The organism is Sphingomonas colocasiae, assembly GCF_019880585.1.
Taxonomy (GTDB): Bacteria; Pseudomonadota; Alphaproteobacteria; order Sphingomonadales; family Sphingomonadaceae; genus Sphingobium_A; species Sphingobium_A colocasiae.
Window position 1 is genome coordinate 322,451 of sequence record NZ_JAINVV010000004.1, and the last position, 26,928, is coordinate 349,378.

Annotated in this window: 24 protein-coding genes; 11 read left to right on the top strand and 13 right to left on the bottom strand. The window is 67.0% G+C overall.

Features of this window, described 5'->3' with window-relative positions; genetic code table 11:
• Nucleotides 1-15: 15 nt before the first annotated feature.
• Both K7G82_RS07975 and ruvB read right to left on the bottom strand, forming a co-directional pair.
• Entirely contained in the window at nt 16-462 is a 447-nt protein-coding gene (locus tag K7G82_RS07975) for a YbgC/FadM family acyl-CoA thioesterase (RefSeq protein ID WP_222989323.1), read from the bottom strand.
• Nucleotides 463-788: 326 nt separating this feature from the next.
• Nucleotides 789-1,820 carry a Holliday junction branch migration DNA helicase RuvB gene (gene ruvB, locus K7G82_RS07980; protein WP_222989324.1) on the bottom strand — a complete coding sequence of 344 codons (1,032 nt, stop codon included), beginning with the start codon at nt 1,818-1,820 and terminating at the stop codon, nt 789-791.
• Between the two features lie 110 nt (nt 1,821-1,930).
• Between ruvB and K7G82_RS07985 the strand changes: the two genes are divergently transcribed.
• Nucleotides 1,931-3,031 carry a dipeptidase gene (locus K7G82_RS07985; RefSeq protein ID WP_222989325.1) on the top strand — a complete coding sequence of 367 codons (1,101 nt, stop codon included), beginning with the start codon at nt 1,931-1,933 and terminating at the stop codon, nt 3,029-3,031.
• A gap of 114 nt (nt 3,032-3,145) precedes the next feature.
• Here K7G82_RS07985 and ruvA read toward each other — a convergent pair whose 3' ends face one another.
• From ruvA to K7G82_RS08000, 3 genes are all read right to left on the bottom strand, one after another.
• Nucleotides 3,146-3,739: a Holliday junction branch migration protein RuvA gene (ruvA, locus tag K7G82_RS07990; RefSeq protein WP_222989326.1), complete on the bottom strand. Its 594-nt coding sequence runs from the start codon at nt 3,737-3,739 to the stop codon at nt 3,146-3,148.
• A 252-nt stretch (nt 3,740-3,991) separates the two neighbouring features.
• The gene (gene ruvC / locus K7G82_RS07995) at nt 3,992-4,480 is read right to left on the bottom strand and encodes a crossover junction endodeoxyribonuclease RuvC (protein WP_222989327.1); all 489 of its coding nucleotides are present in this window, start codon (nt 4,478-4,480) and stop codon (nt 3,992-3,994) included.
• A gap of 16 nt (nt 4,481-4,496) precedes the next feature.
• On the bottom strand, nt 4,497-5,237 hold the full coding sequence (locus K7G82_RS08000) for a YebC/PmpR family DNA-binding transcriptional regulator (protein ID WP_222989328.1): 741 nt from the start codon (nt 5,235-5,237) through the stop codon (nt 4,497-4,499).
• Nucleotides 5,238-5,715: 478 nt separating this feature from the next.
• Between K7G82_RS08000 and K7G82_RS08005 the strand changes: the two genes are divergently transcribed.
• The gene (locus K7G82_RS08005; RefSeq protein WP_222989329.1) at nt 5,716-8,136 is read left to right on the top strand and encodes a penicillin acylase family protein; all 2,421 of its coding nucleotides are present in this window, start codon (nt 5,716-5,718) and stop codon (nt 8,134-8,136) included.
• A 200-nt stretch (nt 8,137-8,336) separates the two neighbouring features.
• Here K7G82_RS08005 and K7G82_RS08010 read toward each other — a convergent pair whose 3' ends face one another.
• From K7G82_RS08010 to K7G82_RS08020, 3 genes are all read right to left on the bottom strand, one after another.
• Nucleotides 8,337-8,708 carry a hypothetical protein gene (locus K7G82_RS08010; RefSeq protein WP_222989330.1) on the bottom strand — a complete coding sequence of 124 codons (372 nt, stop codon included), beginning with the start codon at nt 8,706-8,708 and terminating at the stop codon, nt 8,337-8,339.
• A 265-nt stretch (nt 8,709-8,973) separates the two neighbouring features.
• Nucleotides 8,974-9,441, bottom strand: a complete 468-nt coding sequence (locus K7G82_RS08015; protein ID WP_222989331.1) for a hypothetical protein — start codon at nt 9,439-9,441, stop codon at nt 8,974-8,976.
• A gap of 126 nt (nt 9,442-9,567) precedes the next feature.
• Entirely contained in the window at nt 9,568-11,433 is a 1,866-nt protein-coding gene (locus K7G82_RS08020; protein WP_222989332.1) for a CocE/NonD family hydrolase, read from the bottom strand.
• A 177-nt stretch (nt 11,434-11,610) separates the two neighbouring features.
• Between K7G82_RS08020 and K7G82_RS08025 the strand changes: the two genes are divergently transcribed.
• Both K7G82_RS08025 and K7G82_RS08030 read left to right on the top strand, forming a co-directional pair.
• Nucleotides 11,611-13,083: a serine hydrolase domain-containing protein gene (locus K7G82_RS08025; RefSeq protein WP_222989333.1), complete on the top strand. Its 1,473-nt coding sequence runs from the start codon at nt 11,611-11,613 to the stop codon at nt 13,081-13,083.
• A gap of 87 nt (nt 13,084-13,170) precedes the next feature.
• Nucleotides 13,171-13,518 (top strand): barstar family protein, encoded by a 348-nt coding sequence (locus K7G82_RS08030; RefSeq protein ID WP_222989334.1) that lies wholly within the window; start codon nt 13,171-13,173, stop codon nt 13,516-13,518.
• Between the two features lie 125 nt (nt 13,519-13,643).
• On the opposite strand, the gene K7G82_RS08035 is transcribed toward K7G82_RS08030, so the two are convergent.
• Nucleotides 13,644-14,354, bottom strand: a complete 711-nt coding sequence (locus tag K7G82_RS08035; protein ID WP_281422979.1) for a TetR/AcrR family transcriptional regulator — start codon at nt 14,352-14,354, stop codon at nt 13,644-13,646.
• Nucleotides 14,355-14,454: 100 nt separating this feature from the next.
• Between K7G82_RS08035 and K7G82_RS08040 the strand changes: the two genes are divergently transcribed.
• From K7G82_RS08040 to K7G82_RS08050, 3 genes are read left to right on the top strand one after another with little or no spacing between them, the layout of a single operon-like run.
• Nucleotides 14,455-14,946: a MaoC/PaaZ C-terminal domain-containing protein gene (locus K7G82_RS08040; protein WP_222989336.1), complete on the top strand. Its 492-nt coding sequence runs from the start codon at nt 14,455-14,457 to the stop codon at nt 14,944-14,946.
• Between the two features lie 2 nt (nt 14,947-14,948).
• The gene (locus K7G82_RS08045) at nt 14,949-16,220 is read left to right on the top strand and encodes an MFS transporter (protein WP_222989337.1); all 1,272 of its coding nucleotides are present in this window, start codon (nt 14,949-14,951) and stop codon (nt 16,218-16,220) included.
• Complete coding sequence (locus K7G82_RS08050) at nt 16,217-17,785, top strand: class I adenylate-forming enzyme family protein (RefSeq protein ID WP_222989338.1); 1,569 nt, start codon at nt 16,217-16,219, stop codon at nt 17,783-17,785. The genes K7G82_RS08045 and K7G82_RS08050 overlap by 4 nt, the downstream gene beginning before the upstream one ends.
• A gap of 150 nt (nt 17,786-17,935) precedes the next feature.
• On the opposite strand, the gene K7G82_RS08055 is transcribed toward K7G82_RS08050, so the two are convergent.
• Nucleotides 17,936-20,128, bottom strand: a complete 2,193-nt coding sequence (locus K7G82_RS08055; protein WP_222989339.1) for a TonB-dependent receptor — start codon at nt 20,126-20,128, stop codon at nt 17,936-17,938.
• A 172-nt stretch (nt 20,129-20,300) separates the two neighbouring features.
• Here K7G82_RS08055 and K7G82_RS08060 point away from each other — a divergent pair, with 172 nt between their 5' ends.
• From K7G82_RS08060 to K7G82_RS08070, 3 genes are read left to right on the top strand one after another with little or no spacing between them, the layout of a single operon-like run.
• Nucleotides 20,301-22,466 carry a TonB-dependent receptor gene (locus tag K7G82_RS08060; RefSeq protein WP_222989340.1) on the top strand — a complete coding sequence of 722 codons (2,166 nt, stop codon included), beginning with the start codon at nt 20,301-20,303 and terminating at the stop codon, nt 22,464-22,466.
• Between the two features lie 11 nt (nt 22,467-22,477).
• Nucleotides 22,478-23,383, top strand: a complete 906-nt coding sequence (locus K7G82_RS08065) for a phytanoyl-CoA dioxygenase family protein (RefSeq protein WP_222989341.1) — start codon at nt 22,478-22,480, stop codon at nt 23,381-23,383.
• The gene (locus K7G82_RS08070; RefSeq protein ID WP_222989342.1) at nt 23,384-24,154 is read left to right on the top strand and encodes an SDR family oxidoreductase; all 771 of its coding nucleotides are present in this window, start codon (nt 23,384-23,386) and stop codon (nt 24,152-24,154) included.
• A gap of 183 nt (nt 24,155-24,337) precedes the next feature.
• On the opposite strand, the gene K7G82_RS08075 is transcribed toward K7G82_RS08070, so the two are convergent.
• From K7G82_RS08075 to K7G82_RS08085, 3 genes are read right to left on the bottom strand one after another with little or no spacing between them, the layout of a single operon-like run.
• Entirely contained in the window at nt 24,338-24,658 is a 321-nt protein-coding gene (locus K7G82_RS08075) for a heavy metal-binding domain-containing protein (protein ID WP_222989343.1), read from the bottom strand.
• A gap of 23 nt (nt 24,659-24,681) precedes the next feature.
• Nucleotides 24,682-24,921: a DUF2312 domain-containing protein gene (locus K7G82_RS08080; protein WP_222989344.1), complete on the bottom strand. Its 240-nt coding sequence runs from the start codon at nt 24,919-24,921 to the stop codon at nt 24,682-24,684.
• A gap of 52 nt (nt 24,922-24,973) precedes the next feature.
• Nucleotides 24,974-25,351, bottom strand: a complete 378-nt coding sequence (locus K7G82_RS08085) for a DUF1244 domain-containing protein (protein WP_222989345.1) — start codon at nt 25,349-25,351, stop codon at nt 24,974-24,976.
• Between the two features lie 112 nt (nt 25,352-25,463).
• On the opposite strand from K7G82_RS08085, the gene pyk reads away from it, so the two are divergent.
• Nucleotides 25,464-26,927, top strand: coding sequence for a pyruvate kinase (gene pyk / locus K7G82_RS08090; RefSeq protein ID WP_222989346.1), 1,464 nt, complete (start codon nt 25,464-25,466; stop codon nt 26,925-26,927).
• The last annotated feature ends 1 nt before the right edge of the window (nt 26,928 follow it).

Below are 26,928 nucleotides of genomic sequence, written 5' to 3' on the forward strand. Positions count from 1 at the left end.
GCGGTTTCGGAATCCTCACAACAGTCTCTGAAATGCTTCGATCCAGGCAGGCGGTTGCCGCCGGGGCCGTCCGCTGGGGGAAAGGAAGGCCGCGACGACGCGCGCGTCCGCGACTATCTCATCCCCGCGCATGACTCTCTGATGAATATGGCAGGATGCGGCGCGGATTTCCTTCACCTCGCTTATAACGAGAAGCGCGTCGTCGAGTTTCGCGGGGGCGCGATATTTGATCGCCAGCTCCGCCACGGCATAAACGCCCAGCCCCGCGTCATGCGCGCCGCGCTGGTCCACCCCGGCGCGCGCCAGCATGTCCGATCGCGCGCGTTCCATGAAGCGCAGATAATTGGCGTGATAGACCACGCCCGAAAAATCGGTGTCCTCGAAATAGACGCGCACCGCGAAATGATGCGCCTTGCCGACGAAACGCCCTTGATAAGGCAGGTCGGGTTGCTGTGCCGCCATGGCGGCAGGGTCTAGCGGCTGGGGGAAAGCGTTCAACCCCTTTTGCCCCGCAGGCGTAACGATTGATCCTGGCTTAGCGGGTTTCGGGGGTGGAGGACATGGCGTTGTGGCGTGTTGGGCGAGCGGGACAGTGGCGACGGTTTCAGGGGCGGTGGGACGGGTGGGAAAGTCGCGCGGGCATCAACCGTCCCGTCGCTCCAGCGAAGGCTGGAGCCCATGCGGTGTTTCCGCTTCGGCGTGGGTGGGGGGCATCGCATGGACCCCAGCTTTCGCTGGGGTGACGCGGGTTTTCGGGGCGCGGGCGGCAGTAAACGCGCGTGCGCCCTTCACTTCACGTCGAACAGGCCGTCCTGTCCGGCTTCGGCGGGGGGATTGAGGCCGAGATGTTTCCAGCCCCGGCCGTTCAGGCAGCGGCCGCGCGCGGTGCGGGCGATCAGGCCGAGCTGGATCAGATAGGGTTCGATCACTTCCTCGATCGTGTCGCGCGGTTCGGAGAGGCCGGCGGCGAGCGTTTCCACGCCCACCGGGCCGCCGCGATAGATATCCGCGATCATCATCAGATAGCGCCGGTCCATCGCGTCCAGCCCGAGCTGGTCCACCTCCAGCCGGTTGAGCGCCGCGTCCGCCGCGCGTGCGTCCACCGTCGCCGCGCCCGCGACATTGGCGAAATCGCGCACGCGGCGCAGCAGCCGGCCGGCGATGCGCGGGGTGCCGCGCGCGCGCTTCGCGATCTCGTGCGCGCCGTCCGGCGCGATCGCGAGGTCGAGCAGGCCGGCGGCGCGCGTCACCACGCGTTCCAGCTCGTCCACCGTGTAGAAGGCGAGGCGGACGGGGATGCCGAACCGGTCGCGCAGCGGCGTGGTGAGCAGCCCTTGCCGCGTCGTCGCGCCGACCAGCGTGAAGCGCGGCAGATCGATCCGCACCGATCGCGCCGACGGCCCTTCGCCGATCATCAGATCGAGCGCGCGATCCTCCATCGCGGGATAGAGCACTTCCTCCACGGCGGGGTTGAGGCGGTGAATCTCGTCGATGAACAGGACGTCGCCGTCCTCAAGATTGGTGAGCAAAGCCGCGAGATCGCCGGACTTGGCGATCACCGGGCCGGACGTGGCGCGGAAGCCCACGCCCAGCTCGCGCGCGATGATCTGCGCCAGCGTGGTCTTGCCCAGCCCCGGCGGGCCGAAGAACAGCACATGATCGAGCGCGTCGCCGCGCGCGCGCGCGGCCGAGATGAAGACGCGCAGATTCTCGCGCGCCGCCTTTTGCCCGACAAATTCGTCGAGCGATTTGGGGCGAAGCGCGGCATCGACGTCTTCGGGGCGTCGATCGCCGGAAATGATGCGTTGGGGCTGTTCCACGCGCCAGCCATAGCGCAAGGCCGGGCGCTGTCGAACCCCATCAATGCACCGCTTGTGAGAAGCGGGCGCGCGGCTACACTATTCTGATTCGAAAAATCGGGGGGAATGCCATGGATCGTCGCCAGTTCATCTTCGCAACGGGCGCCGCCGCCGCCGCGCTGGCGCTGGGCCGCGCGGCATCCGCCGCCCCGGCGGGATCGCGGATCATGATCGACGGGCTCAGCGGCTTCCGCGCCGGCGAAGGCGGGCGGGTGACGGAGCCGGCGGTGGTGGCGGCGATCCGCGCGGGCAAGCTCACCGCATTGAGCCAGACGGTGGGCGAGGTGGGCAACGGCCCGGACCGGTTCTTGCGCGCGGTGGAGGGCATCGCGGGCATGGACCGGATGATCGCCGACAATCCGGACCTGCTGATGAAGATCGACAGCGCGGCGGACCTGCGCGCCGCCCATGCCGGCCGGCGGCTGGGGCTGATCTATAATTTCCAGGACACCACCGCGCTGGAGGGCGACGCATCCCGCGTGGCGCTGTTCAAGACGCTGGGGCTGCGCGTGCAGCAGCTCACCTACAACAAGCGCAACCTGGCGGGCGACGGCTGCCTGGAGCCCGGCAATGGCGGCATTTCCGATTTCGGGCGGCAGGTGATCGCGGAGGTGAACGCCAACCGGCTGCTGCTGGACCTGAGCCATGCCGGCCAGCGCACGATCGCGGAAGGGATCGCGGCGGCCAAGGCGCCGCCCGCCATCACCCATACCGGCTGCCGCGACCTGGTCGATTTCCCGCGCAACACCTTCGACCGCGAGATGCGCGCGGTGGCGGACAAGGGCGGCGTCGTCGGCATCTATCTGATGCCCTTCCTCCGCAACGGGGGGCAGCCGCAGCGCGAGGACCTGATGCGCCACCTGGATCATGCGGTGAAGGTGGCGGGCGAGGATCATGTGAGCATCGGCACCGACGGCCCGCTGATGGGCTTCACCGTCAACGACGAGGCGCGCGCGGCGCAGCGCGCCTTCTACGAGGACCGCGCGAAACGGGGCATAGCCGCGCCCGGCGAGGCGGCGGACGTGATGAATTTCGTCGAGGGCTATAACGATGTTGAGCGCATGAACGCCATCGCCGCCGACCTGAAGGCGCGGGGCTGGACCGAGGCGCGGATCGACAAGGTGCTGGGCGGCAATCTGCTGCGGCTGTTCGGGGATGTCTGGGGCGGGTGAGGGCTGCCCGTCCACGTCTGTGTCATCCCCGCGCACGCGGGGATCCAGGCGATGCCGATCATGGCGCTCTATGACACTGGATCCCCGCGTTCGCGGGGATGACAAAGGAACCCCTCAGCGCGCCGCCTTTTTGAGCGCCAGCCGCACCAGCGCGTCGAGCGTCGCGCCCGCGCCCAGTTCGTCTTCCGCCGCGGCGACGGCGTTGCCGGCCTCGGCGGGCTTGAAGCCCAGGTTGAGCAGCGCGGAGACCGCGTCCGCCGCCGCGCCGCCCGCGATGGGGATCACCGGGCCGGGGCCGATCGCGATGCCGCCGGCCTTGTCCTTCAGCTCCATGACGATGCGCTGCGCCAGTTTCGGCCCGACGCCATTGGCGCGCGAGACCATCGCCTTGTCCCCGCGCGCGACGGCCTGGGAGAGTTCGGCGGGCGCCAGGGTGGACAGGATCGCGAGCGCCACGCGCGCGCCGACGCCCTGCACGCTGGTGAGCAGGCGGAACCAGTCGCGCTCGTCGGCGGTGGCGAAGCCCATCAGCCGGATCGAATCCTCGGCGACGAGCATCTCGGTATGGATGGTGACCGTGCCCCCCGTCGGCCCCAGCGCGGCCAGCGTCTTGGAAGACGCGCCGACAAGATAGCCGACGCCCGAGACGTCGATCACGGCATGGTCGATACCGGCGCTGATAAGCTGCCCGCGAAGCTGTGCGATCATGACCGGTGCTTAGAGCATCGCGCGGAAAAGTGGGAACCGGTTTTCCGCTTCGGCGATGCGACGACCAACAACCTGCATCGCGCGGAAAAGTGGGAACCGGTTTTCAGTGTGAAGCGCGATACCGTGCCCTCACGGTGTCATCCCCGCGCACGCGGGGATCCAGCTTCTTCTTCTTTTTCCGGATGCTTCACGGAATAGCTGGATCCCCGCGTGCGCGGGGATGACAAGGTAGGGAGCGGCCAGCGCGGCGTTTCAGGGGATGCGGCGGGCGCTTGCCATGTGGTGGGCGTGGGTGATGGCGACGGCCAGCGCGTCCGCCGCGTCGGCGCCGCTGATCTTCGCGCCGGGCAGCAGGCGGGCGACCATCGCGTGGACCTGCGCCTTTTCCGCCGCGCCGGTGCCCACGATCGCCTTTTTCACCAGCCGCGCGGCATATTCGCCGACCACGCAGCCAGATCGCGCCGCCGCCAGCAGGCAGACGCCGCGCGCCTGGCCCAGCTTCAGCGTCGATTGCGGATTGACGTTGACGAACACCTCCTCGATCGCCGCGCCCTCCGGCTTGTGGCGCAGGATCAGGTCGGTCAGCGCCGCGTCGAGCGCGACCAGCCGTTCGGCGAGGGGCGCGGCCCGATCGGTCTTGATCTGGCCGTTCGCGATATGGCTCAGCCGGTTGCCCTCGGCCGCGATCACGCCCCAGCCGGTGGTGGCGAGCCCCGGATCGAGGCCCAGGATCAGCGGCATGGACGGGCGGGCCGGGTCAGCCCAGCTTCTCCATCACATCGTCGGGCACTTCGTAATTGCCCCAGACGGTCTGCACGTCGTCGTCATCGTCGAGCGTATCGATCAGCTTGAGCAGGCTGCCCGCGACATCGGCGTCGACGACCACCTTGGTCTGCGGGCGCCATGCCAGCTTCGCGCTTTCGGGTTCGCCCAGCACCGATTCGAGCGCTTTCGCGACTTCGTGCAGCATGTCCTGCGCGGTCCAGATCTCGTGCCCCTCGTCGGAGACGACATCTTCCGCGCCCGCTTCCAGCGCGGCTTCGAAGACCTTTTCGGCGTCGCCCGCCTTTTCGGGATATTCGATCAGGCCCATCCGGTCGAACCCGTGGCTCACCGATCCGCTGGCGCCCAGATTGCCGCCATTCTTCGAGAATGCGGTGCGCACATTGGTGGCGGTGCGGTTGCGATTGTCCGAAAGCGCCTCGACGATCAGGGAGACGCCGCCGGGGCCGAAGCCCTCATAGCGGATTTCCTCGTAATCCTCGCCGCCGGCCTGGTTCGCCTTGTCGATCGCGCGCTGGATATTGTCCTTGGGCATGGACTGCGCGCGCGCGGCGTTGACCGCCAGGCGCAGGCGCGGGTTCATGTCCGGATCGGGCATGCCCATCTTGGCGGCCACGGTGATTTCGCGGCTCAGCTTGGAGAAGGACGCCGCGCGCTTCTTATCCTGCGCGCCCTTGCGGTGCATGATGTTCTTGAATTTGCTATGGCCTGCCATCGGATCCCGGATCTGCTGGTGTGTCGGTTGGTGGGGGCACTAGAGCATTTTCGAGCCGGGTGAAATCACCCGGCGGCTCGGAAAATGCGACCAACAAGGAAAACCTAGTGCGTCGAACGATTGCCTATCGTTCGGCGCACTAGCGGACGGGGCGGGGTGAGGGCAAGTTTTTGCTCGATCGGCCCTGTTTCGCGATCCGGTATCGCCCCGAGCGCGGCGATCTTGGCGGGCGCCGGCTTCGCCATTCGACACACCCACAGCACGCCCGTGCGACGCCGTTCGAAGCGGCATCGCCAAATCGTCCATCCGCGCCCTTGCAAAGCGGTTCGAGTTTGATAATTAAAAATGAGATCAAATTCAGATAATGGATGGTCATGTTGCGATCCGCCTTCCGCCCCATCGTGAAGATCCTCCCTCGCGACCCTGATGCCCCGGCCATGGCCGCGGCGGGCCGGGGCCGCTGCGTGGACCGTCATCCATGAGCCGGCTGCGCCGGGCCGGGCGTTTCGCGCTTCATGGCGCCGGTGGCCTCGCCCTGCTGGCCGTGGCGGCGATCGGCGGCGGATATCTCTGGCTGCGCGGCTCGCTTCCCGCCTATTCGGGCACGGTCGCGATCGACGGGATCGGCGCGGATGTGGAGATCGTGCGCGATCGCCAGGCGGTGCCCCATATCTTCGCGCGATCGCGGGCGGATGCCTTTTTCGGGCTTGGCTATGTCCATGCGCAGGATCGGCTGTGGCAGCTTGAAATGGCGCGGCGCGCGGGCAGGGCGCGGCTCGCCGAGGCGGTGGGGGGCGAGGGGCTGGCGACCGACATGCTGGTCGCCGCGCTCGATCTCGATCGTGTCGCGGCGCGCACCGATGCCCGCAACGATGCCGCCACCAGGGCGGCGATCCGCGCCTATGTCGCCGGGATCAACCGGGCGATCGATACGCGCAAGGGGCCGCTGCCGCCCGAATTCCTGCTGCTCGGCATCACGCCGGCGCACTGGAGCGAAAGCGATGTGAACCGGCTCGGCGGGCTCGCCGCGCTCGGCTTCGGCGACTGGCGCGACGAACTCATGCGCGCGCGCCTTGCCGCGCGGATCGGCTGCGACCGGATCCGCGATCTCTATGCCGTGCCCGACGATGCGTCGCCCGTCACCTATATGGGGCTGGCGGCCGATGACGGCGATCGCGCGGAGAGCTGCGGCGCGATCCGCTTTTCGGGCAAGGCGGCGGCGGCGGTCCCCGCTCTGCCCTTCGGCCGCGCGCTTCCGGCATCGAACAGCTGGGCGATCGCGGGCGCGCGCACGGCGAGCGGCAGGCCGATGCTCGCCAATGATCCGCATGGCCGGTTCGGCGCGCCCGCCGATTATTATCCGGTCCGCATGACATGGCCGGGGTTCGAACTGGCCGGCGCGTCGCGGCCGGGATCGCCGGTGATCGCGAGCGGACGCAATCCCGACATCGCCTGGGGCGTCACCGACATGATGGCTGACCAGACCGATCTGTTCGTCGAGCGCGTCGATCCGGCCGATCCGCGACGCTATCTCACGCCATCGGGCTCCGCGCGGTTCGGCCTGCGCCGGATCGCGATCCCGGTGCGCGGCGCGGCGCCGAAACAGGTGACGCTCCGATATACGCGGCACGGCATGGTGATTTCGGATCTGGACGACGATGCCGCCGCATTGCTCCGCGACCAGATCGGCCCCGGCCATGTCATCGCATTGGCCGGCCTCGATTTTCCCGAGGGCAACCCGCTGGTGAAGGCGTTCCTGGGCATGGCGGAGGCGCGTGACTGGGCCGGTTTCCGGGCGGCGGCGCGCGATTTCGGGCTGCAGCATAATTTCGCCTATGCCGATCGCGCGGGCACCGTCGCGATGCTTTCGGCGGGCCATCTGCCGGTGCGCGGCGGCGACGGTTTCCTGCCGGTTCCCGGCTGGGACGCGCGCTTCGACTGGCGGGGCTTCGCGGCGCCCGATGCGTGGCCCGCCGAGCAGACCCCCGCCGCCGGCTTCGTCGTCAACGCCAATAACCGCCTGATCGCGGGCCGGGGCGGCGTGTTCGACAGCGCCAGCTTCGAGCCCGGCTGGCGCGCGGCGCGGATCGGCGGGGTGCTCGCGCGCACGGGCCGCGCCGATATGGCCAGCCAGATCGCGCTCCAGACCGATATCGTCTCGGCCCAGGTGGCGGCGTTCCGCCCGCTGCTGCGCGCGATGCGGCCGGGCGGCGCGGCGGCGCGCGCGCGCGGCATGCTGCTCGCCTGGAACGGCGCCATGGCCACGGATCGCCCCGAACCGCTGATCTGGGCCGCGTGGCAGCGCGCGCTCGCCCGCAAGCTGCTCCGGCCGTCGCTCGGCCCGCTCGCCGAAACCTGGCTTGCCGGCAACCGGCCGCGCCTCGATCGGCTGCTCCGGCTGGGCAGCCCGTGGTGCGCCGATTGCGCCGCGCTCGCGGCGTCGGCGCTGGACACGGCGATCGCGGATCTCGGGCGCGAGCAGGGCGGCGACATGGCGGCATGGCGCTGGGGCCGCGTCCATCGCGCGACCTTCCGCCACGACATCCTGGCCGGGCTGCCGCTGATCGGGCGGCTGGTGACGCCGCGCGTGCCGGCGGGCGGCGACGCCTTCACGGTCAATGCCGGGGAAGGCAAGCTATGGAGCGACGATCCGTGGACCGATGTCTATGGCCCGCGCTACCGCCAGATCATCGATCTCGCCGCGCCCGAGCGCAGCCTGTTCATGATCGCGCCCGGCATTTCGGGCAATCCGCTCTCGCCATGGTTCGGCCATCTCGCCGCGCCGTGGAGCGAGGGACGCTATTTCACGCTGACGGGCGATGCCGCGACGCTGCGCAAGGCCGGGGTGGGCGATCTGGTGCTGAAGCCGAAGCGTCGAGCGTCGGCGCCTGTCCGCTGAACGTCGTCATGCGCAGCCCATGACATCGTCACCCTGAATGTGTTTCAGGGGCCATGTCGAAACAGGCGCGATGGTACAGGCTGCGGCATGGATGCTGAAACAGGTTCAGCATGACGATGAGATGGTCCTGGTTCAGCGATATCAGGTCGTAGACTCATAAAAGCGGCCCGCCCGCTTCCGCCCTAAATTCGGCCGTTGCTCTAATCGTCGTAGTCGATGCCGAGGGCCTCCAGCGACCTGAAGTGCTGAAGCCCGATTTGATCAAACTCGTCGCGTTCTCCAGACCGCACTACACCGAGCCTATAAAGGCCTTCGTTGATGGGTGATTTTCCGCAGTTCGCGGTCTTTTCATACAAATCGGCGAGCGAAGTTCCCGTCGGAGGCTCCTCGCTCGATTCTGCGCCCCACCACGTTAACTGGCCATTCTCAAAATATGCAGCGCTCTGGCCACCTATGCCGCCGAAATAGTCCGTTTCCAAGTAGAGCGTTGGGCCGCTCGCAGCGGCCGCTATCTCTTCGGCCATAAGCGGCGTCAGATAGGTGAACCCGTCGATCGCGGGTTGAACGGACATCGCAATAGCGTCGAGGCGTTACTCGTCTAACGGGATTATAACGAGCCCAAACGAAAGCTCTGTCGGGGCCGGCAAGCCGAGCCGCATATTGAAGCTCTTCAAGGCCTCATTCGTGCCGATTAGCGCATTGATGTGGTGCCCCATCGGGCGATCCTATCAGCGGAGGGCGCGGGGTCAATGGCAGCTAACCACCCATTCTTCGCCGTTCGTGATCGGAGAGGCGCTGATAAGAGCGGTCGGGCATGATACGCCCCAATAGCGGTCGTCACTGCCAGAATTTCCACCACGGCTTCCGAGCGACCGCCGTTTCTCGATATTCTGTGCCAGATATTGCGTGCTGGTAGATACCGGGAACCTGTTCGTTAAGGCCTGCTGGGAGCGGAAACGGCCTAACGTGCCCAAGCAAAAAGTTTTGGATCAAAAAATCGAGAAGCTCGGATTGATATGCCGCGTCGCTTCTCTCAAGAATTTCCACAGCGCAAACCGCCTCGGTAACGATGTAGCACCCACCAGAAAACTTAAACGCAACGAGATATACTGCTTGTCCCGTCCAGCTTCGATGAAAGTAGAGGCTCGAATTGTCGAAGTAGGCAAACCATTTATCTTCCATCGCTTGCGGCAACAAGCCCTGCGTTATCTTTTGGTATTCAGCGTCGTTGAAAGATGCCTGATATGGAATTGGAGCCGTTTCTCCAAATGGCAGACGCTTCCAGTCATCTGGTTTTGCAGCCATTAGCCCCTCCCAAAGGAGCGAGGTTATAGGCAAAGGCCTACAGGCTCAATGACCGCTTCCCACCCAATCCCAGTCATTCCGCCCCTTCTGCCGCTGCACGAAAGCGGCCGTTTATGAGCCCCGCGCCTAGTCGCGCCATGGCCGCAGGTCGACCGAGAGGCTGCTGGGATAACGCGCGCCGCGCTGGACCCGCCAGCTTTCGGCCTTTCCTTCCGAATAGCGGCGGAAGGTGCCGGCATCCGCGCCGGCCAGGCTGAGGCGCAGCCGGTGGCCCGCCCTGATCCGCGCCGCGACCGGGAAGGCGGGAAAGCTGACCTCGGCCACCGTGCCCGGCGGCATCGGCCTGGCATCGGCGCGCGCGAAGCTTTTGGCCGGCTCGGGCTGGGCATAGGGAAGCCGGTCCGCGCGCGCCGGCTTGCGGTGGACCGCGCGGAACAGGCCCTCGGTGAGATAGGTCACCCGGCCATCGGGCGCGACATCCTCCAGATAGGCGAAAAAGGCCGGATCGGCGGTGGCGGTCGCGACGAACAGCGTGACCGAAGGGGTGCCGACCAGTTCCATGTCCTGCGCGAACGGTTCCGAACTATAGGTGAGCAGCTTGCGATCGGCGTCGCGCCGGTCTCCATAGGCGGCCGGGGCGCCGATCTGCGTGGTCCAGCGCGTGGCGGCGCCGGTGGTCGCGGAGAAATCGACGTCGTAGCGGTCCGCGCCGTCGGGGCCAGCGCGGCCGCTGGACAATGAACCGGCGGCGCCCAGGCGGAAGCGGGTGCGCGTCGTGTCCGCCGGCGGCCACTCCGCCGTGGTCCGGAACCGGCCCGCGCCCAGCACATAATAATGGATCGCGCGCGTTACCGGCCTGCCCGCGCGGACAGTGGCGATGAACGCGGCGATCTTCGCCCATTGATCCTCGAACGCGGGCAGCGGGGCCGGCGCATCGGGCAGGAAGGGATCGGTCAGGCGGTTGCCGACATGATTGTTGGCGGTGATCCAAACCTCCATCGGCACGCCCGGAAGCGAGCGATACCGCGCGAGCGTGCCCTCCGCCGTGCCCGCGTCCATCCAGCTCGCCCAATATTGCACCGGCACGCGCCGGCGCGCGATGTCCGCCAGCCGGGCGGCCGGGCTCGACGCGAACATGGTGAAGCCGTTCGCGCCCTTGTCGTCGCGGAATTCCGCGCGGCGATAATCGTCGGGCGTCCAGTGGCGCCGCGCCGCGAACGCCTTGCGCAGCAGCGCATGATCGGAATCCTCGTCCACCGGCTGGATGCGGGGCCACAGGCGCGCGCAATCCGCGACGCGCGCGCCGCAATCGAATCCCTCCCTGGGGTCGAGCGACTTGCCATAGTCGCGCAGCAGCGTGTCTCCGCCCCACAGGCGCATCATCATCTCGTTGGCGATGCCGCCGGGCGCGAACAGGTGGAGATAGGCGTCGAAATCGCTCGCCCGGATGACCGCGCCGGTGAGCCCCGCGCGCGATCCGGTCGCGAGATCGGCGGTGTCCGCCATATAGGAGACGCCCTGCGCGAAGACCTGTCCGTTCGACCAGGGCCGGGTTTTCAGATGGGTGATGATCGTGTCCATGTCGCGGATCTCGTCCGGGCCGATCTCGACCATCCGGTCGCCGAAGGACGCGGTCGAGCCGCGCGTATCGACGATCGCGACGACAAAGCCCTGATCCACCAGCGCGCGATATTTGCCGCCTTCGCCGTGGATGAAGGTTCCCGCGCGGCCATAGCGGGTCTGGACGAGCAGCACCGGGTGCTTGCCCTCCGCGCGGCCGCCGGGAAACCAGAGGCTGACGGCGACGCGCACCCCGTCCGGCATGGCGAGATAATAGGACCGGTCGCTCCAGCCGGCGGGGCGGAGCGTCGCCGTGGCGGGTTGGCCGAGAGGTGTGGATGGGGGCGGGGATGGGGGCGGGGGCGCGGCGGTTCCCGGCGCGCCGACGCTGCCCGCCAGCATCAGGGCGGCCGCCGCGAGCATGACGTTCATGCCCGTCTGCCTCCTCACCCGTTCCAATCGCCGCATATCGGTCTCCAGTCAGGTTGCGGCGCTTTTCGAACATGTACGCCGAATAATTGAGATTGACCCCATATTTGTATATTTGCAAGAGATGATGTCGACCAGCCCCGTTCGGCGCATGCGCCGAGCTTGCCGAGGATAAGCGCCATGAAACCGATCCAGCCCGCAGCAATGGCCGATCCCGGCCCGCCGAGCGCTCCGCGCGCGACCGGACTTTCCCGGCGCGGCCTGTTCGGCCTGTCCGGCGCGGCGGCGGTATCGGGGGCGATCGCCGCGCGCGGGCAGGCGGCGACGGCGGCGACGGCGGCGGACGATCCGATCGCCGGGATCGTGCGGCAGGCGATGGAGCGGGGGCCGTTTCCCGGCATCGTCGTCGCGGTGCAGAAGGGCGAGCGGATCCTCTATCGCCGGGGCTTCGGCCATATCGACGTGGAGAACGGGGTGGCGGCGACGCCGGAGGCGGTGTTCCCGATCGGATCGGTCACCAAGACCATGACCGGCCTTGCGATCATGCAGCTCGTCGCACAGGGCAGGATCACGCTCGACGACCCGGCGGGCCGGCATATCGATGGGCTGCCCGCGCCCGTCGCCGCGCTGCGGATCCGCAATCTCGCGGATCACAGCGCGGGTCTGGTCGGCTATCTCGACGTGCCGGGCTTTCCGCGCGCGAGCCAGGATCCGATCACCCGCCAGCAGGTGGTGGACTGGTTCGCGAAACAGCCGCTCCAGTTCGAGCCCGGAACGCGCTGGAGCTACAGCAATTCGGGCATCTACCTGCTCGGCCTGATCATCGAGAAAGTGTCTGGCCTTAGCTATGACCGCTATCTCCAGGAACATGTCTTCGCGCCGTTCGGCATGGCGAACAGCTCGCTCGCCGGCTGGGCCAGGCTGCAACCGCGCCGCGCGCATGGCTACAGGCTTGGCCGTGACGGGCTCGAAAATGCGCAGCGCTATGATCCGCTGGTCGCCTTTTCGGCCGGAGCGGTGCTCTCCACCGTGGACGACATGCTGCGATATCGGCGCGGCGTGTTCGGCGACGGGCCGACCAGCCCGGCGGTTCGCCGGCTCGTGCTCGAGCGCGACCGGCTGAAGAGCGGCACGCTGCTGCCCTATTCGCTCGGCTGCCTCGCCATCGCCGATTTCGAAGGGCGCCGGAAGATCGGCCATCCCGGCGACATTTTCGGCTTCAGCGCGCAATATGCCTGGTATCCCGACGATGACGTGACGATCGTGCTGCTGTCCAACATCCAATATGGCGGCATCTCGATCGTCTCGGTCGAACAGAAGATCGCGCGCGTGGTGCTGGGATTGCCCCAGCCGGTGATCGTCGACGCGCCGCTCCCCGCCGCCGACGCGGCGCGCTTCTCCGGCAGCTACGCGCTTGGCGAGATCCGCTTCGCGGTCGACGCGATGCGCTTCACCGTCGTGGATGGCGGGCTGCGGGTCGGGTTCGTCAAGGGCGAGGAGAGCGGGCCCGGCATTGCCCTGCGCTACCAGGGCAGGGGCGAATTCGTGTCGGCCCATGACGACGAGCAGCGTTTCCGGTTCGAAGGCGCGGGCCGCCGCCGCCGGGTCTTCATGTCGTCCTATGGCTCGGTGTTCGAAGCCGTGGCGATCTAGGTTGTAGGCTTATAAAAGCGGCTTGCCCGCTTCCGCCCAATAGCGGACGAAGGCGCGATCGGGTATTAGGCTGCCGTGGAGGGCGCCGTGCAAACCCAAGTCGTAACGATTCCCACCGGCAAAATCATGGATTGGGAAACCTTTCACGACGTATTCGACGAGGCATTGGGGTTTCCTGGATACTACGGTCGCAACATGAATGCATGGATCGACTGCCTCACTTATGCGGACGACCCCGATAGCGGAATGGTAGCCAACCCCGTTGCGAATGGCGACCTGCTTACCCTCTCTATAGTTGACGCCGCAGATTTTAAGCAGCGTTGCCCAGAGCAATTTGACGCATTGATAGATTGCGCTGCCTTTGTGAATTACCGGCGGCGGGAAGTGGGTGACGGCCCGGTCCTAGCTCTGCTTATCGACGGCAATTTCGGATAGGCTCGAACGACCGCTTCCCACCCAGATCCAGTCATTCCGCCCTTCCGCCGAAAGCGGCCGTTTATGCGTTCACGGCCTGGAGTCTGTTTGGAAATGCGCCTGGTGCGGCCCTGGAAATATGCTCTCTAGGGCGCAAGCCATGTGGCGAGCGCCGCGACCGGTTCGGGGAGGCCCTCCGGCGCGGGTTCGTCGGGATAGAAGACGCGCAGCCAGATCAGGCTGGTCGCGTCCGCCACCATATCGTCGTCCGCGCCCATGCCCGCCAGCAGATCGAGCAGGCCGGGATCGGGATAGACGATCAGCTTGCGCACCAGCTCGTCCATCATGCCGCCCAGCAGATAGGCGGCGAGCATGGGGATGCCGGGGCCGGTGCCGCGCCGCCGGCGCACGCCTTCCGCGACGCGCTGATACCAGACCCGGTTGGCATCCTGGCTCAGCCGCGCGAATTCGGGCGTCTCGTCCCCGACCTGGAGGATGCAGCGCATCAGCCCGGCATTGGCGCGGCACACCGAGATCCAGCGCCGGTTGGTCAGCCGGATCGAATCATAGGCCGAGCGCTCGCCGTCGCGCGGGGTTTCGAGGTTGAAGAAGTTTTCAAGAAGATCCGTAAGGACAGTGACGGTGGCGTCGGTCTTGTCCTTAAAGTAAATGTAGAAAGAACCTTCGGCCATCTCCGCCGTCTCGGTAACATCCGAGACGCGCATCGCGTGATAGCCCTTTTTTTCAAGAACCTTCGCGGTCGCTATCTTGATGCGGGCACGCGTTCTCTGCCCTTTCTGTTTGGGCGGATCATCACGATACGATGCTTCAAGGTGCTCGATATAAGAAAGATTCATGGATTCAACTTGAAAAATATGGGTGCGAGCACGCTTGTCGATTGACGTTGATCATAAATGAGGCCAATCTCATAAAAATGCAACCCCCGATGGGAAATCAATGACTCACATAGCCGTCACCCAGTCGACCGTCTCGCCGCAACCCGGAGACCAGCTTGGTCCCTCGACATGGATCGAGGTCACCCAGGACATGATTAGCCAGTTCGGCGTGATCACAAAAGACCCCGATCCGATGCATGTCGATCCCGAATGGGCGCGCTCCAACGGCCCTTATGGCGGGCCGATCGCCTTCGGCTTCCTCACGCTCGCGCTGCTGACGCACATGCTGCACGAAGCGGTCGGCACCGCGCCGGAGGCGGAACGGCGCGAGCCGGGGCATTTCCTCAACTACGGCTTCAATCGCGTGCGCTTCATCGCGCCCGTTCGCGCGGGCGACCGCGTTCGCGGCCATTTCCAGATGACCGACAAGGTGCTCGACGATCAGGGGCGCTGGCTCACCACATTCGCCTGCAGGATCGAGATCGAGGGCGGGGAGCGCCCGGCGCTGATCGCCGACTGGCTCTCGATCGCCATCCCGCCTGAAAAGGGCTGAGCGTGACCCCGAATGGAGGGTTCGACGGCCGCGAGACCAGTCTCTACGCGATCGGATCCTTCGGCACGGGCGCCTTTTCCACGGTGCCGAGCGTGCTGCTCCTCTATTTCTGCACGGAGATCGTCGGCATTTCCTCAGGGATGGCGGCGCTGATCGTGTTTCTCCCCAAATTATGGGCGCTGTTCTGGGATCCGTTCGTCGGTGGATGGTCGGACCGCACGGTGAGCCGCTTCGGCCGGCGGCGGCCCTTCCTCGCGTTCGGCGCGGTCGGCACGGGCCTGGCGTTCATTCTGCTGTTCGCGCCGCCCGCGATGGCGCCGGCGGGCCAGGCGCTGTGGGTGGGGCTGGGCTATTTCGCGCTCGTCACCTGCTACGCGCTTTTCGCGGTTCCCTATGTCGCGATCCCCGCCGAATTCGGGGGGACGCCGCTGGATCGGTCGCGCCTTGTCGGCTGGCGCATGGCCGCCGCCATGATCGGCGTGCTGGCGGGCGGCGCGCTCGCGCCCATGCTCGTCGCCGCGGCCGGCGGCGGGCGGACGGGCTATGCCGTCATGGCGCTCTGGCTGGGGGGCGCGTGCGCGGTTGCGATGCTGGCGCCGCTGTTCGTGCTGGGCGGCCGCGACGGGCCGGTGGCGGCGGTCGCGCGGGCGTCCCTGTGGGATCAGGTGGGGGCGGCGCTTCGCGACCGCGCCTTCCGGTGGCTGGTGATCGCCTATGTCCTCATGCTCGCGGCGGCCGGGCTGATCTCCGCCTCCGCGCCCTATCTGATCGTCCATGCGCTTTCCCGAAGCGAGGCGGACATCGGCGTCGCGCTGGGAATCATGCTGGTCGCCACCAGCCTGACCGCGCCCATGCTCGCCTGGGCCGGCCGCCGCTGGGGCGAGGCCCGCGCCCTGACCGTATCGATCATCGCCTATATGCTCGCCGCCGCGATCGTGGCGCTCGCCGCGCGGCATCATCACTGGCCCGCGATGCTGGCCGGGTTCGCGCTGGCGGGGCCGGCCTTCGCCGGGTTGCAGGTTCTGCCCTATACGATCGCGGCGCACCTGATCCATGCGCGCTCGGCGCTGGAGAGCGCGGCGGAAGGGGCGCTGACGGGCATATGGACCGCCGCGGAGAAGATCGGCCTCGCGCTCGGGCCGCTCGCCACGGCGCTCGCCCTCGCGATGGTCGATCGCGACTATGCGGGCGGGCTCGCGGGGTTCGTCATGCTGGCGACGGCGGCGCTCGGCATGCTCGCGATACCGGCGCTGCGGCGGGCGGCGCGGCCATGAGCGGCCTGCCGCCCGAACTGCTCCGCATCAGCGACTATGCCGGCTGGCACGCGCGGCGGCGGCCCGATGCCGTCGCGCTCACGCTGGACGGCCATGGCTGGACCTATGCCGAGCTGGCGGCGGCGGTGGACCGGCTGGCGCGCGCGCTGCTCGCCGCCGGCATCGGCAAGGGCGACCGTGTCGCGACGCTCCAGCCGCCGCACCCGGCCTATCTGGTCGATTTCCTGGCGACCGCGTCGATCGGCGCGATCTGGGTGGGGCTCAATCCGCGCTACCGGCTCGACGAGCTGCTGCATGTCCTCACCGATGCGGAGCCGGCCATCCTCCTGGCGCGCCGGCATATCGGCGATCGCCGCTATGACGAGGAACTGGCGGCGCTCGCCGCCGCCTGCCCCTCGCTCCGCCGCATCGTCCTCCACGACAGCGCCGATGGCCCGCCGGGCAGCGAGCCGATGGCGGCGTTCCTGCAATCGGGCGAGGCGATCGGGCAGGAAAGGCTGGAGCGCGCGCGCGCCGGCTGCGGCGGGCGCGATCCCTGCCTGATCGTCTACACATCGGGATCGACGGGCGCGCCCAAGGGGGCGTTGCTGCACCATGCGGGGCTGGCGCGGTTCAGCCTCGCGCAGAACCGCCTCTGGCCGCTTTCGCCGCTTCGGGTGATCAACTATTTCCCGATCAACCATGTCGGCTCCGTCGTCGATTGCAGCCTGCCGTGCCTCGTCGCCGGCGGGACGACGATCTTCATGGAGAAATTCGACCCGGCGGAATGCCTGCGGCTGATGGCGCGGGAACGCGTCACCCTGTGGGGCTCGGTGCCCAGCACCTTCCCGATGATCCTCGATCTTCCCGATTTCGCGGATCACGATCTTTCGGCGGTGGAACTGATCATCTGGGGCGGCGCGGCGATGGGCGAGGAGATGATCGCGCGCCTCGCGGCGTTGGGGCCGGCGCTCGCCACCAATTACGGGATGACCGAAACCACCAGCGCGATCACCGCCATCGCGCCGACGCGCGATCTGGAACGGCTCGCCAATTCGGTCGGCCCGGCGTTTCCGGGCGTCGAGATCAGGCTGAGCGGCGCTGATGATGCACCGGTCGGGCCGGGCGAGGTCGGCGAGGTGCAGACGCGATCGGCGCTCAATTTCCTGGGATATTGGCGCAGGCCCGATGCGACGGCGGAGGCGTTCACCAGCGACGGCTATTTCCGCACCGGCGATCTGGCGGTGCTGCGGCCCGACGGATGCTACCGGATCGTCGGCCGCATCAAGGAGATGTACAAGTCCGGCGGGTACAACGTCTATCCGCGCGAGGTGGAGGCGGTGCTCGAATCGCATCCCGCGGTGGAGGAGGCGGCGGTGGTCGCCATGCCGGATCCGATCTGGCAGGAAATCGGCGTCGCCTTCGTCACGCTCCGCGCGCCCGCCGATCCCGCCGATCTCTACGTCTGGTGCCGCGCGCGGCTTGCCAATTACAAGCTGCCCAAGCGCATCGAGATCGAACAGGACCTGCCGTTGCTGCCGATCGGCAAGATCGACAAGGCGGCGCTTCGGCGGCGGCTGGGCTGAGCGGGCCTCCGATTGCCCGCTCACATCTAACGTCATTCCGGCGAAAGCCGGAATCTCACTGCCTGTTCATCAGCACAGAAGAAGAAGTGAGATCCCGGCTTTCGCCGGGATGACGGGCAAAAGGACTCTATCGGGCACTCGCACCGCCCATCAGAAATTCACCCGATATTCCACGCCATAGGTGCGCGGTTCGCCCAGTGTGATCAGCTTCTGGCCGTTGAGCGTGTTGTCGTACAGGTCGAACAGCCTGGTCATATAGGTCTTGTCGGTGACGTTCTTGCCGAACAGCGAGACGCGCCAGCGATCGTTGCCGGAGGCCAGCGTCATCCGCAGGTTGAGCAGCCCATAGGCCCCGACGCGGCCGTCGGGATCGTTGTTGGTGGTCAGATAGCTGCGGCCGCGAAGCTGGTATTCCGCCTGGAACGCCAGCGGGCCGATGCCCGTGGGCACGCTGTATTCGGCGTTGACGTTGCCGGTATAGGACGGGGCGAAGGGAATGAAGCGCAGCGGCCGCCCGTTCGGCAGCAGCCCTTCCTCATATTTCGCGTCCTGCACCGCGAGGTTGCCGCCCAGCCGCAGCCGATCGCTGATCCGCGCGTCGATCTCGATCTCGATGCCCCGGCTATGGGCGCGGCCGGCGTTGAGGATGATCGGGTTGAAGAAGGTCGTCGCGGGATTCTGCGTGGTGATCTGGATGTCGTTCCAGCGCATCGCATAGACGGCGGCGTTGACCGAAACGCGGCGGTCGAACAATTCGGCCTTGAGCCCGGCTTCGTAGTTCCAGAGCGATTCCGGCCCGAACGCGATGCCGTTGGCGTCGCCCAGCGCATCGTTGAAGCCGCCGCTCTTGAAGCCCTTCGACGCGGTCAGATACGTCATCAGCGTCGGCGAGATGCGGAAGCGGATATTGGCGTTGGGCGTCAGCCGGCCCCAACTGTCCTTCGCGACGATCGTGGCGCTGCCGCCGAGGATCGAGAGCGGGTCCGTCTGGACATAGCGGATGCGCTTGCTGTCATGCGTGTATCTGGCGCCGATCGTGACGTCGATGCGGTCGCCCAGCGCCAGCGTGCCGCTGGCGAAGACCGCCTTGCTGATCGTCTTGAGCCGCCCGGTCGAGCCGATGATCGAGCCGGTCAGGCTGGGGTCGCCGAAAATGGCCGCGGTCGCGGAGCCGAGTTCGATGAAGCTCTGATTGTCGGTGTCCTGATCGAGATAATAGAGGCCGCCCAGCAGGCTGAGCCGCCCGATTTCGCCGCTGACGCGCAGTTCGTTGGAGAAGCGCTTCACCCGCTCCGGATCGCCGTCATAGGTGATGGCGAGCTGGCACCGGCACGTGTCCGTGCGGCTGTAATAATCATGTTCGCGATAGGCGGCGATGTTGACGATATCGATGCCGCCCAGCCGGGTCTTGAAATTCGCCGATACGCCCGTGGAATGCAGCCGTTCCTCGCTGGGCGCGTTGGCGATGACGCGCCGGTCGAACGGATCGGCGTTGAGCGCGTAGCCCTGCGCCTGGAGCAGTTGCGTCACCAGCGCCGCCGGATTGTAGCGCAGCGTTTCGAACACCAGCGTTTCCTGATGCGCTTCGGCATGGTCGACGCTCAGCAGCAATTCGGTATCGGGCGCGGGCGTGAAGAGGAGCTGCGCGCGGCCGGACCAGACGTCGTGATCGTTGACGTCGCGGTTGAGGAAGATGTTGCGTTCATATCCGTCGCGGACATCGCGGACCAAAGCGATCTTGGCGCTGAGCAGCCCCTCCACCAGCGGCCCGGAGAGCGAGCCGGCGAGCCGCATGCGATCGTAATTGCCGAAGATTCCGCCGAACGAGGCCTTGAGTTCGTCGCCCGGCCTTTCGGTGGTGATGTTGACGACGCCGCCGATCGTGTTGCGCCCGTACAGCGTGCCCTGCGGCCCGCGCAGCACTTCGACCTGCGCGATATCGTACAGGTCCAGATTGGCGCCCGCGCCCTGCCCGACAAAGACCTCGTCGACATAATAGCCCACGGCGGGATCGGCGCCCGCCGAGCCCGCCGAGCCGACCACGCCGCGCAACGAGGTGGGGGAGAGTTTGAGGTCTCCGAACTCGCCATAGTTCAGCCCCGGCGTGACCTTCGCCACGTCCGCCAGGCTGTCGATCCCGCGCCGTTGCAGTTCCGTGGCGGTCAGCGCGGTGATCGAGATCGGCGCATCCTGCAACCGTTCGCGGGTCTTGCGCGCGGTGACGATGATGTCCTCGTTCGCGTCGATCCCCGCCGCCTGATCCTGTCCCTCCTGCGCTGCCGCCGGTCCGCCGAGTGCGCAGGCCGTGGCGATGGCGGCGGTCGAAAACCAGAAGTGGCGCATGATCTTGGTCCTCCCATTTATAGAAGTTGAGATCATACTCATTTTTTCCTTGACTGAAAGCGGTAATCGCCGTTCCATTGCGCCCATGCCGAGCAGGGTTTCTCCCGGCCGACCGGAACCGCCGGCGGCTGCCGCTCGGATTGGGGGGGTTCAGACAATGAGGATCGCGAACATGGTGCGTTTGGGCGGAAGCTGCCTTGTCCTGGCCATCGCCATGACATCCGGGCCTGCGTTTGCGCAGGAACGGGCGGGGCTGGCCGGCGGCGCGGATAATGAGCTGGAAGAGATATTGGTGACCGCGCAGCGGCGCACCCAGGGCCTTCAGGATACGCCGCTTTCGATCAGCGCGCTCACCGCGAAGACGCTGGAGAATGCGGGCGTGGGGCGCGTCGAGGATATTTCGAACGCGCTGCCCAACGTCTATGTCGCGCCGCGCGAGCTGCGCACCACCGCGATCGCGATCCGCGGCATTTCCGCGGACCTCAACAATCCCGGGCTCGACCAGAGCGTGGGCGTCTATGTCGACGGCGTCTATATGGGGCGCGCCGCGACCATCAATTCGAACCTGTTCGATCTTGAGCGGATCGAGGTTCTGCGCGGGCCGCAGGGCACGCTTTACGGCCGCAACACCATCGCCGGCGCGGTCAATATCCTCACCCGCCGCCCGAATGCCGATGCGCGCGCGGCGGCCAGCATCAGCTATGGCGATTATGACGCGATCCGCGCGAACGCGGTGGTCAGCGGCCCCCTGTCCGGCGCGCTCTTCGCCAGCGCGGCGGTGTCGCTCGATCGCCGCGACGGCATGGTCCGCAACATCGCCACCGGCACGCGGCTCGACGATCTCGACGGCCTCGGCGGGCGGCTCACCCTGGTCTATGATCCGGGCGGCGACTGGGATTTCGCGCTGCGCGGCGACATCTCGCGCGATCGCACGCATTCCGGCGCCTATGATATCTACAATAATGGCGCCTTCACCGGCGCGCCCTTCGCCGATGCCGATCCCTTCGACCGCAGGGTCGCCCAATCGACCGACACCACGCAGAACCGCGACGTCCATGGCGCGTCGGGCGAGTTCAACCTGCGGACCGGCGGCGGCACGCTGACCTCGATCACCGCGATCCGGGGCTATAAGTGGAACAATATCCAGGACAATGACTATACCGTGCTCGACATGCTCGACACGGGCATCCGCGAGCGCCAGAGCCAGTTCTCGCAGGAACTGCGCTTCGCCAGCGATGTCGCGGATCGGTTCAGCTATGTGGCGGGCCTTTATTATTATCATCAGTCGCTCGACACGACGTCGCTGGTGGTGATCGGCCCCGATCTCGGCATCTATCCGGCGCGCACGAACGCGACGATCCAGGCCGATGTCGATACCGACAGCTATGCCGCGTTCGGGCGCGCGGTCTATCGCTTCACCGACCGGCTGAGCCTGGCGGCGGGCCTGCGCTACACGCACGAACGCAAGACGCTCGATTTCGAGCAGACCGGCGATCCGTTCGGCGTGATCGCCGCGAACATCGCGCCGCGCCGCCTGAAGCGCAGCGAAGGCAAGGTTTCGCCCTCCGTCAGCATGGAATGGCGCCCGCGCGAGAAGCTGCTCGCCTATGCGACGTTCAGCCAGGGCTATAAATCGGGCGGCTTCAACGTCTTTTCCGTCACGCCCACCAACAGCGCGGAATATCGGCCCGAATCGGTCAATAATTACGAACTGGGCCTGAAGAGCGAGTTTCTGGACAGCCGGCTGCGCGTCAACGCGTCGATCTTCTACATGGACTACACCGATCTCCAGCAGAACCAGCTCATCTCCACGGGCGGGGGGATCGCGCAGTTCCAGACCTCGAACGCGGCCAAGGCGCGCAGCAAGGGGTTCGAGATCGAGATTTCGGCGCTGCCGGTCCGCCAGCTTCAGTTGACCGCCAGCTACGGCTATGCCGACGCGGTCTTCAAATCCTATCCCAACGCGACCGCGGCGGGGGCGGACTATACCGGCAACAGGCTGCCGCTTGCGCCCAGGAGCACGATCAGCGGGGCCTTCGAATGGACGCAGCCGCTTGGCGGCGGCCTCCAGCTCTTCCTGCGCGGCGAGGCGAACCATCGCAGCCGGTTCTTCTTCGCATCGGACAACGCCTATGCCTCCGCCGCGCTGACCCTGCTCAATGCGCGGATCGGCATCGGCCCCGAAAGCGGCGCGTGGCGCCTGTCCGCCTGGGCGCGCAACCTGACCGACGAGACCTATGTGACCAACCGCTTCCGGGGCGCCGTGGTGCCCGGCCAGGTCGCGCAGTCGCTGGGGGCGCCGCGCACCTATGGCGCCGAAATGCTGGTCAAGTTCTGAAGGACCGAGACATGACATCAACGACAAGCGTCGCGGCCACGCTGGCCGCGGGCGAGGCGCCGGACCGGTTCAGGGATCCGCTCGCCGAACCGCGCCGGCTGGGGCTGGAGCGTCATGCCGCCGAACTCGACAGCTATGGCTTCACCATCGTCGAGCCGGACCGCGCCGCGCCGCCGGGCTTCGCCGATGCGCTGCTGCGCACGGTGCTGGCGATCGCCGGGCGGCGTGCCGGCCGGACGCTCGACCCCGCCAATGCCGAAAGCCATGCCGGCGGATCGGCCTGGGGCCAGCATCTCTTCTATCTGCTGCTCGAGGATCCGATCTTCGAACAGGCGATGATGAACGAGACGGTGCTGGCGCTGATCACCTATCTGCTCGGCGAAAGCTGCGTGCTGAGCAGCATGAACTCGATCCTCAAGGGGCCGGGCGCCGATCATCTGATCCTGCATTCGGACAGCGCGATGGTGCCCGCGCCCTATCCGGCCTATGCCCAGGTCGCCAACGCCACCTGGCTGCTGACCGACTATGATCGCGACCGGGGCGCGCTCGCCTTCTGGCCCGGCAGCCACAAATTCTGCCGTCCGCCCACCATGCGGGAGACGGCCGATATCGACCGGTTCGCGCCGGTGACCGCACCGGCGGGATCGCTCGTCATATGGCATGGCAACACCTGGCATGGCGCCTTTCCACGGCAGGTGCCGGGGCTGCGCGTCAACCTGATCCTCTATTTCTGCCGCATCTACATGCAGACCCAGGAATGGTATCGCGAACGGGTGAGCGAGGCGGCGCTGGCGCGCAACCCCGTGCGCTTCCGCCATCTGGTCGGGCTCGAAAATCCCTATCCCTTCGGGGCGGAGGGCGCGCCGATCGACCGGATCGGCCATTTCAATTCACGCGCGCGCACGCAGGGGGGCTGAATGGGCACGCTCGCCGGACAGATATGCCTCGTCACCGGGGCGACGCGCGGCATCGGCCTCGGGATCGCCCGCGCGCTTGGGCGCGAGGGCGCCCGCCTTGTCGTGACCGGGCGATCCGCCGAGGGCGCGGCGGAGGCCGAGCACGACTTGCGCGCCGACGGCATCGACGCGCTCGGCCTTGTCCATGATCTGGCGGATATCGACGGCGCGGAGGCGTTCGTCGCCGATATCGGCCGCCGCCTCGGCCCGATCGACGTGTTGTTCAACAATGCGGGCACGAGCTGGGGCGCGCCGGCCGAATCCTATCCGCTGGAAGGGTGGAACAAGGTCGTCCGGATCAACCTCACCGGAACCTGGGCGCTCACCCGCGCCGTCGCGGCGGGCGCGATGATCGATCGCGGCAAGGGCTCGATCGTCATGATCGGATCGATCGCGGGGCTGGGCGGGGTGTCGCCCGATGATGTGCCGACGGTCGCCTATAATGCGACGAAGGCCGCGCAGATCAATCTGGTCAAGAATCTCGCGGCCGAATGGGGGCCGTTGGGATTGAGGGTCAACGCGATCCTGCCCGGCTGGATGCCCACCCGGATGACGCATGCCACGCTGGCGGAACGCGGTGATGTGCTGACCGCGCGCGTGCCGATGCGCCGGCTGGGCGATCCCGACCGCGATATCGCGGGCCCGGCGGTTTTCTTCGCGTCCGATGCGTCCCGCTATGTCACGGGGCAGGCGCTCTGCGTCGATGGTGGCCTGTCGGCGCTGGTCGGCTAGGACCAATCGGCATTCAGCCCATACCGGCCTGCAAATGGCGCTTTTCCGTGCTTCCGGTGCTCACGTACGATAAGTACGCTGCGCTCCGGGTCACGAAAAATCACCATATTGACCGCATGAAGCGGTCGCCTGCGGCCCGACTCGGTCTGAACTGAATGTCGATTGGTCCTGGAAGACGCCTGCTCAGCCCAGCTTGACCGCCGTGCCGGACACCGAGACCATCAGCATCGATCCGTTCTGGCCGATCACTTCATAATCGATGTCGATGCCGATCACCGCGTCCGCGCCCAGATCGCGCGCTTCGGCCTTCAGCTCGCCGAACGCCTCGCGCCGGGCGTCGCGCAGCGCGCCTTCATAGGCGCCCGATCGGCCGCCCACGATATCGCGCACGCTGGCGAACAGATCCTTGAAGATATTGGCGCCGACGATGACCTCTCCGGTCACGATGCCGAGATAGGCGCTGACCGGCCGTCCCTCGATCGCGGTGGTGGTGCTGAGAATCATCGTCGGCTCCTTATGGCTTGGGTTCAGTCGAGCCCGAGCGCCGCCTTGTAGGTATCGAGCAGCGCTTCCATTTCCTGGCGGTCATGGGGCTGCATCTTACGCAGGCGGACGATCTGGCGCATGATCTTGCCGTCATAGCCGTTGCCCTTGGCTTCGGCATAGACGTCGCGGATATCGTCGGCGATGCCCTTCTTTTCTTCTTCCAGCCGCTCGACGCGTTCGATGAACAGCCGCAACTGATCGGCTGCGACATTGTCGCTCATGTGATTCTCCGGTTCGATTGAACGGTGCTGTTAGGCGAGCGCGGGGCCGGGCTCAAGAGTCGTGCGACGGCATCGTCATCGATGGCGGATCGCTGGCGGGAAAGCTGTCGTCCAGCGCCTCGTCCAGCATCTCCTCGCGGTGGTTGCGCTTCATGCTTTCCTCCATCCGCGCGATCTGTTCGGGCGTCGCCTCAAGCTGGTGCGTCGCCTTCCACTGGGCATAGGGCATGCCGTAGACCGCCTCGCGCCCGGCCGCCTTGTCGAACGCGCCGCCGCTCGCTTCCGCCAGCCAGTCGCCCAGGCAGTTGCGGCAGAAACCGCCCAGCCCCATCAGGTCCACATTCTGCGCGTCGGTGCGATGGCGCAGATGGCGCACCAGCCGACGAAACGCCTTGGCCGCCACCGCATCGTCGATTTCGTCGAGTGTCATCGTCTTTTCTCCGCTGTGGCCCATGGCGCGCCGAAACGGGGGCGGCGCGACAAGGGCGTTGATCTCTCGGACATAAGAGCTAAGCCCCATAGCGGACAATCCCGGAGCCCATGTGACCAGCATAATCGCCCCCCGCCAGCGCAAGGTTCGCGTGCTCGCGACGCTTGGCCCCGCCAGCAACACGCCAGAGATGATCCGCAGGCTCTATCTGGCGGGCGCGGACGCCTTCCGCATCAATATGAGCCATGGCAGCCATGACGGCCATGCGAAGGTGATCGCGGCGATCCGCGAGCTGGAGCGCGACCTGGGCCGCCCGATGACGATCCTGGTGGACCTGCAGGGGCCGAAGCTGCGCGTGGGCCGCTTCGCCGGCGGATCGACCATGCTGGAAACCGGCGCCGCCTTCATCCTCGATCGCGACAAGGCGGCGGGCGACGCGACGCGCGTGAACCTGCCGCATCCCGAGATCTTCGCGGCGCTGGAGCCCGGCGCGCGGCTGCTGCTGGACGACGGCAAGCTGGTGCTGCGCGTGCGCGCCGTGGAAAAGGCGCGGATCGAGACGGTGGTGGAAACCGGCGGCAAGCTTTCCGACAACAAGGGCCTGAACGTGCCCGACGTGATCGTGCCGATGGCCGCGCTGACCGAGAAGGACCGCAAGGACCTGAGCTTCGCGCTGGAACAGGGCGCGGACTGGATCGCGCTCAGCTTCGTCCAGCGGCCGGAGGACGTGGCGGAGGCGCGCCAGTTGATCGGCGGCAAGGCGGCGCTGCTCGCCAAGATCGAGAAGCCCGCCGCGATCGAGCGGCTGGACGGCATCTTGGAACTGGCGGACGCGGTGATGGTGGCGCGCGGCGACCTGGGCGTGGAGCTGCCGCCGGAGGAAGTGCCGCCGCTTCAGAAGCGCATCGTCGAATCCGCGCGGCGGCTCGGCCGGCCCGTGGTGGTGGCGACGCAGATGCTCGAATCGATGATCACCGCGCCCACGCCCACGCGCGCCGAGGTCTCCGACGTGGCGACCGCCGTCTATGACGGGGCGGACGCGGTGATGCTCTCCGCCGAATCGGCCGCGGGCGCCTGGCCCGAGGAATCGGTGGCGATGATGGACAAGATCGCGCGCGCGGTGGAGGCGGACCCCGCCTATGCCGACCGCATCCATTTCACCGAGACCCGGCCCGACCCCACCACCGCCGACGCGCTGGCGGAGGCCGCGGGCCAGATCGCGGCCACCGTCTCCGCTTCCGCCGTGATCTGCTTCACCAGTTCGGGCTCCACCCCGCGCCGCATCGCCCGCGAACGGCCGAGCGTGCCGCTGCTGGTGCTGACGCCCAAGACCTCCACCGCGCGGCGGCTGGGGCTGTTGTGGGGCGTGCACGCCGTGCGCACGCGCGACGTCGCCTCGTTCGAGGAGATGGTGGCGAAATCGAAGCGCATGGCGCTGCGCCAGGGCATCGCGGGCGCCGGCGACCGCGTGATCCTGATGGCGGGCGTCCCCTTCGGCACGCCGGGCTCGACCAATGTGCTCCATGTCGTGCGGCTGACGGGCGAGGAACTGAAGAACTACCGGCTCGCGGATTGAG

What these genes read in the sequence shown, in the direction of transcription:
- K7G82_RS08055 (WP_222989339.1), bottom strand. Translation starts at nt 20,128, where the DNA reads ATGCGCCACTTCTGGTTTTCGACCGCCGCCATCGCCACGGCCTGCGCA.
- ruvC (WP_222989327.1), bottom strand. Translation starts at nt 4,480, where the DNA reads ATGCCGCTGATCCTGGGCCTCGATCCGGGGCTCGCCACCACCGGCTGG.
- K7G82_RS08060 (WP_222989340.1), top strand. Translation starts at nt 20,301, where the DNA reads ATGGTGCGTTTGGGCGGAAGCTGCCTTGTCCTGGCCATCGCCATGACA.
- K7G82_RS08050 (WP_222989338.1), top strand. Translation starts at nt 16,217, where the DNA reads ATGAGCGGCCTGCCGCCCGAACTGCTCCGCATCAGCGACTATGCCGGC.
- K7G82_RS08005 (WP_222989329.1), top strand. Translation starts at nt 5,716, where the DNA reads ATGAGCCGGCTGCGCCGGGCCGGGCGTTTCGCGCTTCATGGCGCCGGT.
- K7G82_RS07975 (WP_222989323.1), bottom strand. Translation starts at nt 462, where the DNA reads ATGGCGGCACAGCAACCCGACCTGCCTTATCAAGGGCGTTTCGTCGGC.
- K7G82_RS08065 (WP_222989341.1), top strand. Translation starts at nt 22,478, where the DNA reads ATGACATCAACGACAAGCGTCGCGGCCACGCTGGCCGCGGGCGAGGCG.
- K7G82_RS08080 (WP_222989344.1), bottom strand. Translation starts at nt 24,921, where the DNA reads ATGAGCGACAATGTCGCAGCCGATCAGTTGCGGCTGTTCATCGAACGC.
- K7G82_RS08025 (WP_222989333.1), top strand. Translation starts at nt 11,611, where the DNA reads ATGAAACCGATCCAGCCCGCAGCAATGGCCGATCCCGGCCCGCCGAGC.
- ruvA (WP_222989326.1), bottom strand. Translation starts at nt 3,739, where the DNA reads ATGATCGCACAGCTTCGCGGGCAGCTTATCAGCGCCGGTATCGACCAT.
- K7G82_RS08010 (WP_222989330.1), bottom strand. Translation starts at nt 8,708, where the DNA reads ATGTCCGTTCAACCCGCGATCGACGGGTTCACCTATCTGACGCCGCTT.
- K7G82_RS08075 (WP_222989343.1), bottom strand. Translation starts at nt 24,658, where the DNA reads ATGATTCTCAGCACCACCACCGCGATCGAGGGACGGCCGGTCAGCGCC.
- K7G82_RS08070 (WP_222989342.1), top strand. Translation starts at nt 23,384, where the DNA reads ATGGGCACGCTCGCCGGACAGATATGCCTCGTCACCGGGGCGACGCGC.
- K7G82_RS07985 (WP_222989325.1), top strand. Translation starts at nt 1,931, where the DNA reads ATGGATCGTCGCCAGTTCATCTTCGCAACGGGCGCCGCCGCCGCCGCG.
- K7G82_RS08035 (WP_281422979.1), bottom strand. Translation starts at nt 14,354, where the DNA reads ATGAATCTTTCTTATATCGAGCACCTTGAAGCATCGTATCGTGATGAT.
- K7G82_RS08040 (WP_222989336.1), top strand. Translation starts at nt 14,455, where the DNA reads ATGACTCACATAGCCGTCACCCAGTCGACCGTCTCGCCGCAACCCGGA.
- K7G82_RS08085 (WP_222989345.1), bottom strand. Translation starts at nt 25,351, where the DNA reads ATGACACTCGACGAAATCGACGATGCGGTGGCGGCCAAGGCGTTTCGT.
- K7G82_RS08000 (WP_222989328.1), bottom strand. Translation starts at nt 5,237, where the DNA reads ATGGCAGGCCATAGCAAATTCAAGAACATCATGCACCGCAAGGGCGCG.
- K7G82_RS08015 (WP_222989331.1), bottom strand. Translation starts at nt 9,441, where the DNA reads ATGGCTGCAAAACCAGATGACTGGAAGCGTCTGCCATTTGGAGAAACG.
- K7G82_RS08020 (WP_222989332.1), bottom strand. Translation starts at nt 11,433, where the DNA reads ATGAACGTCATGCTCGCGGCGGCCGCCCTGATGCTGGCGGGCAGCGTC.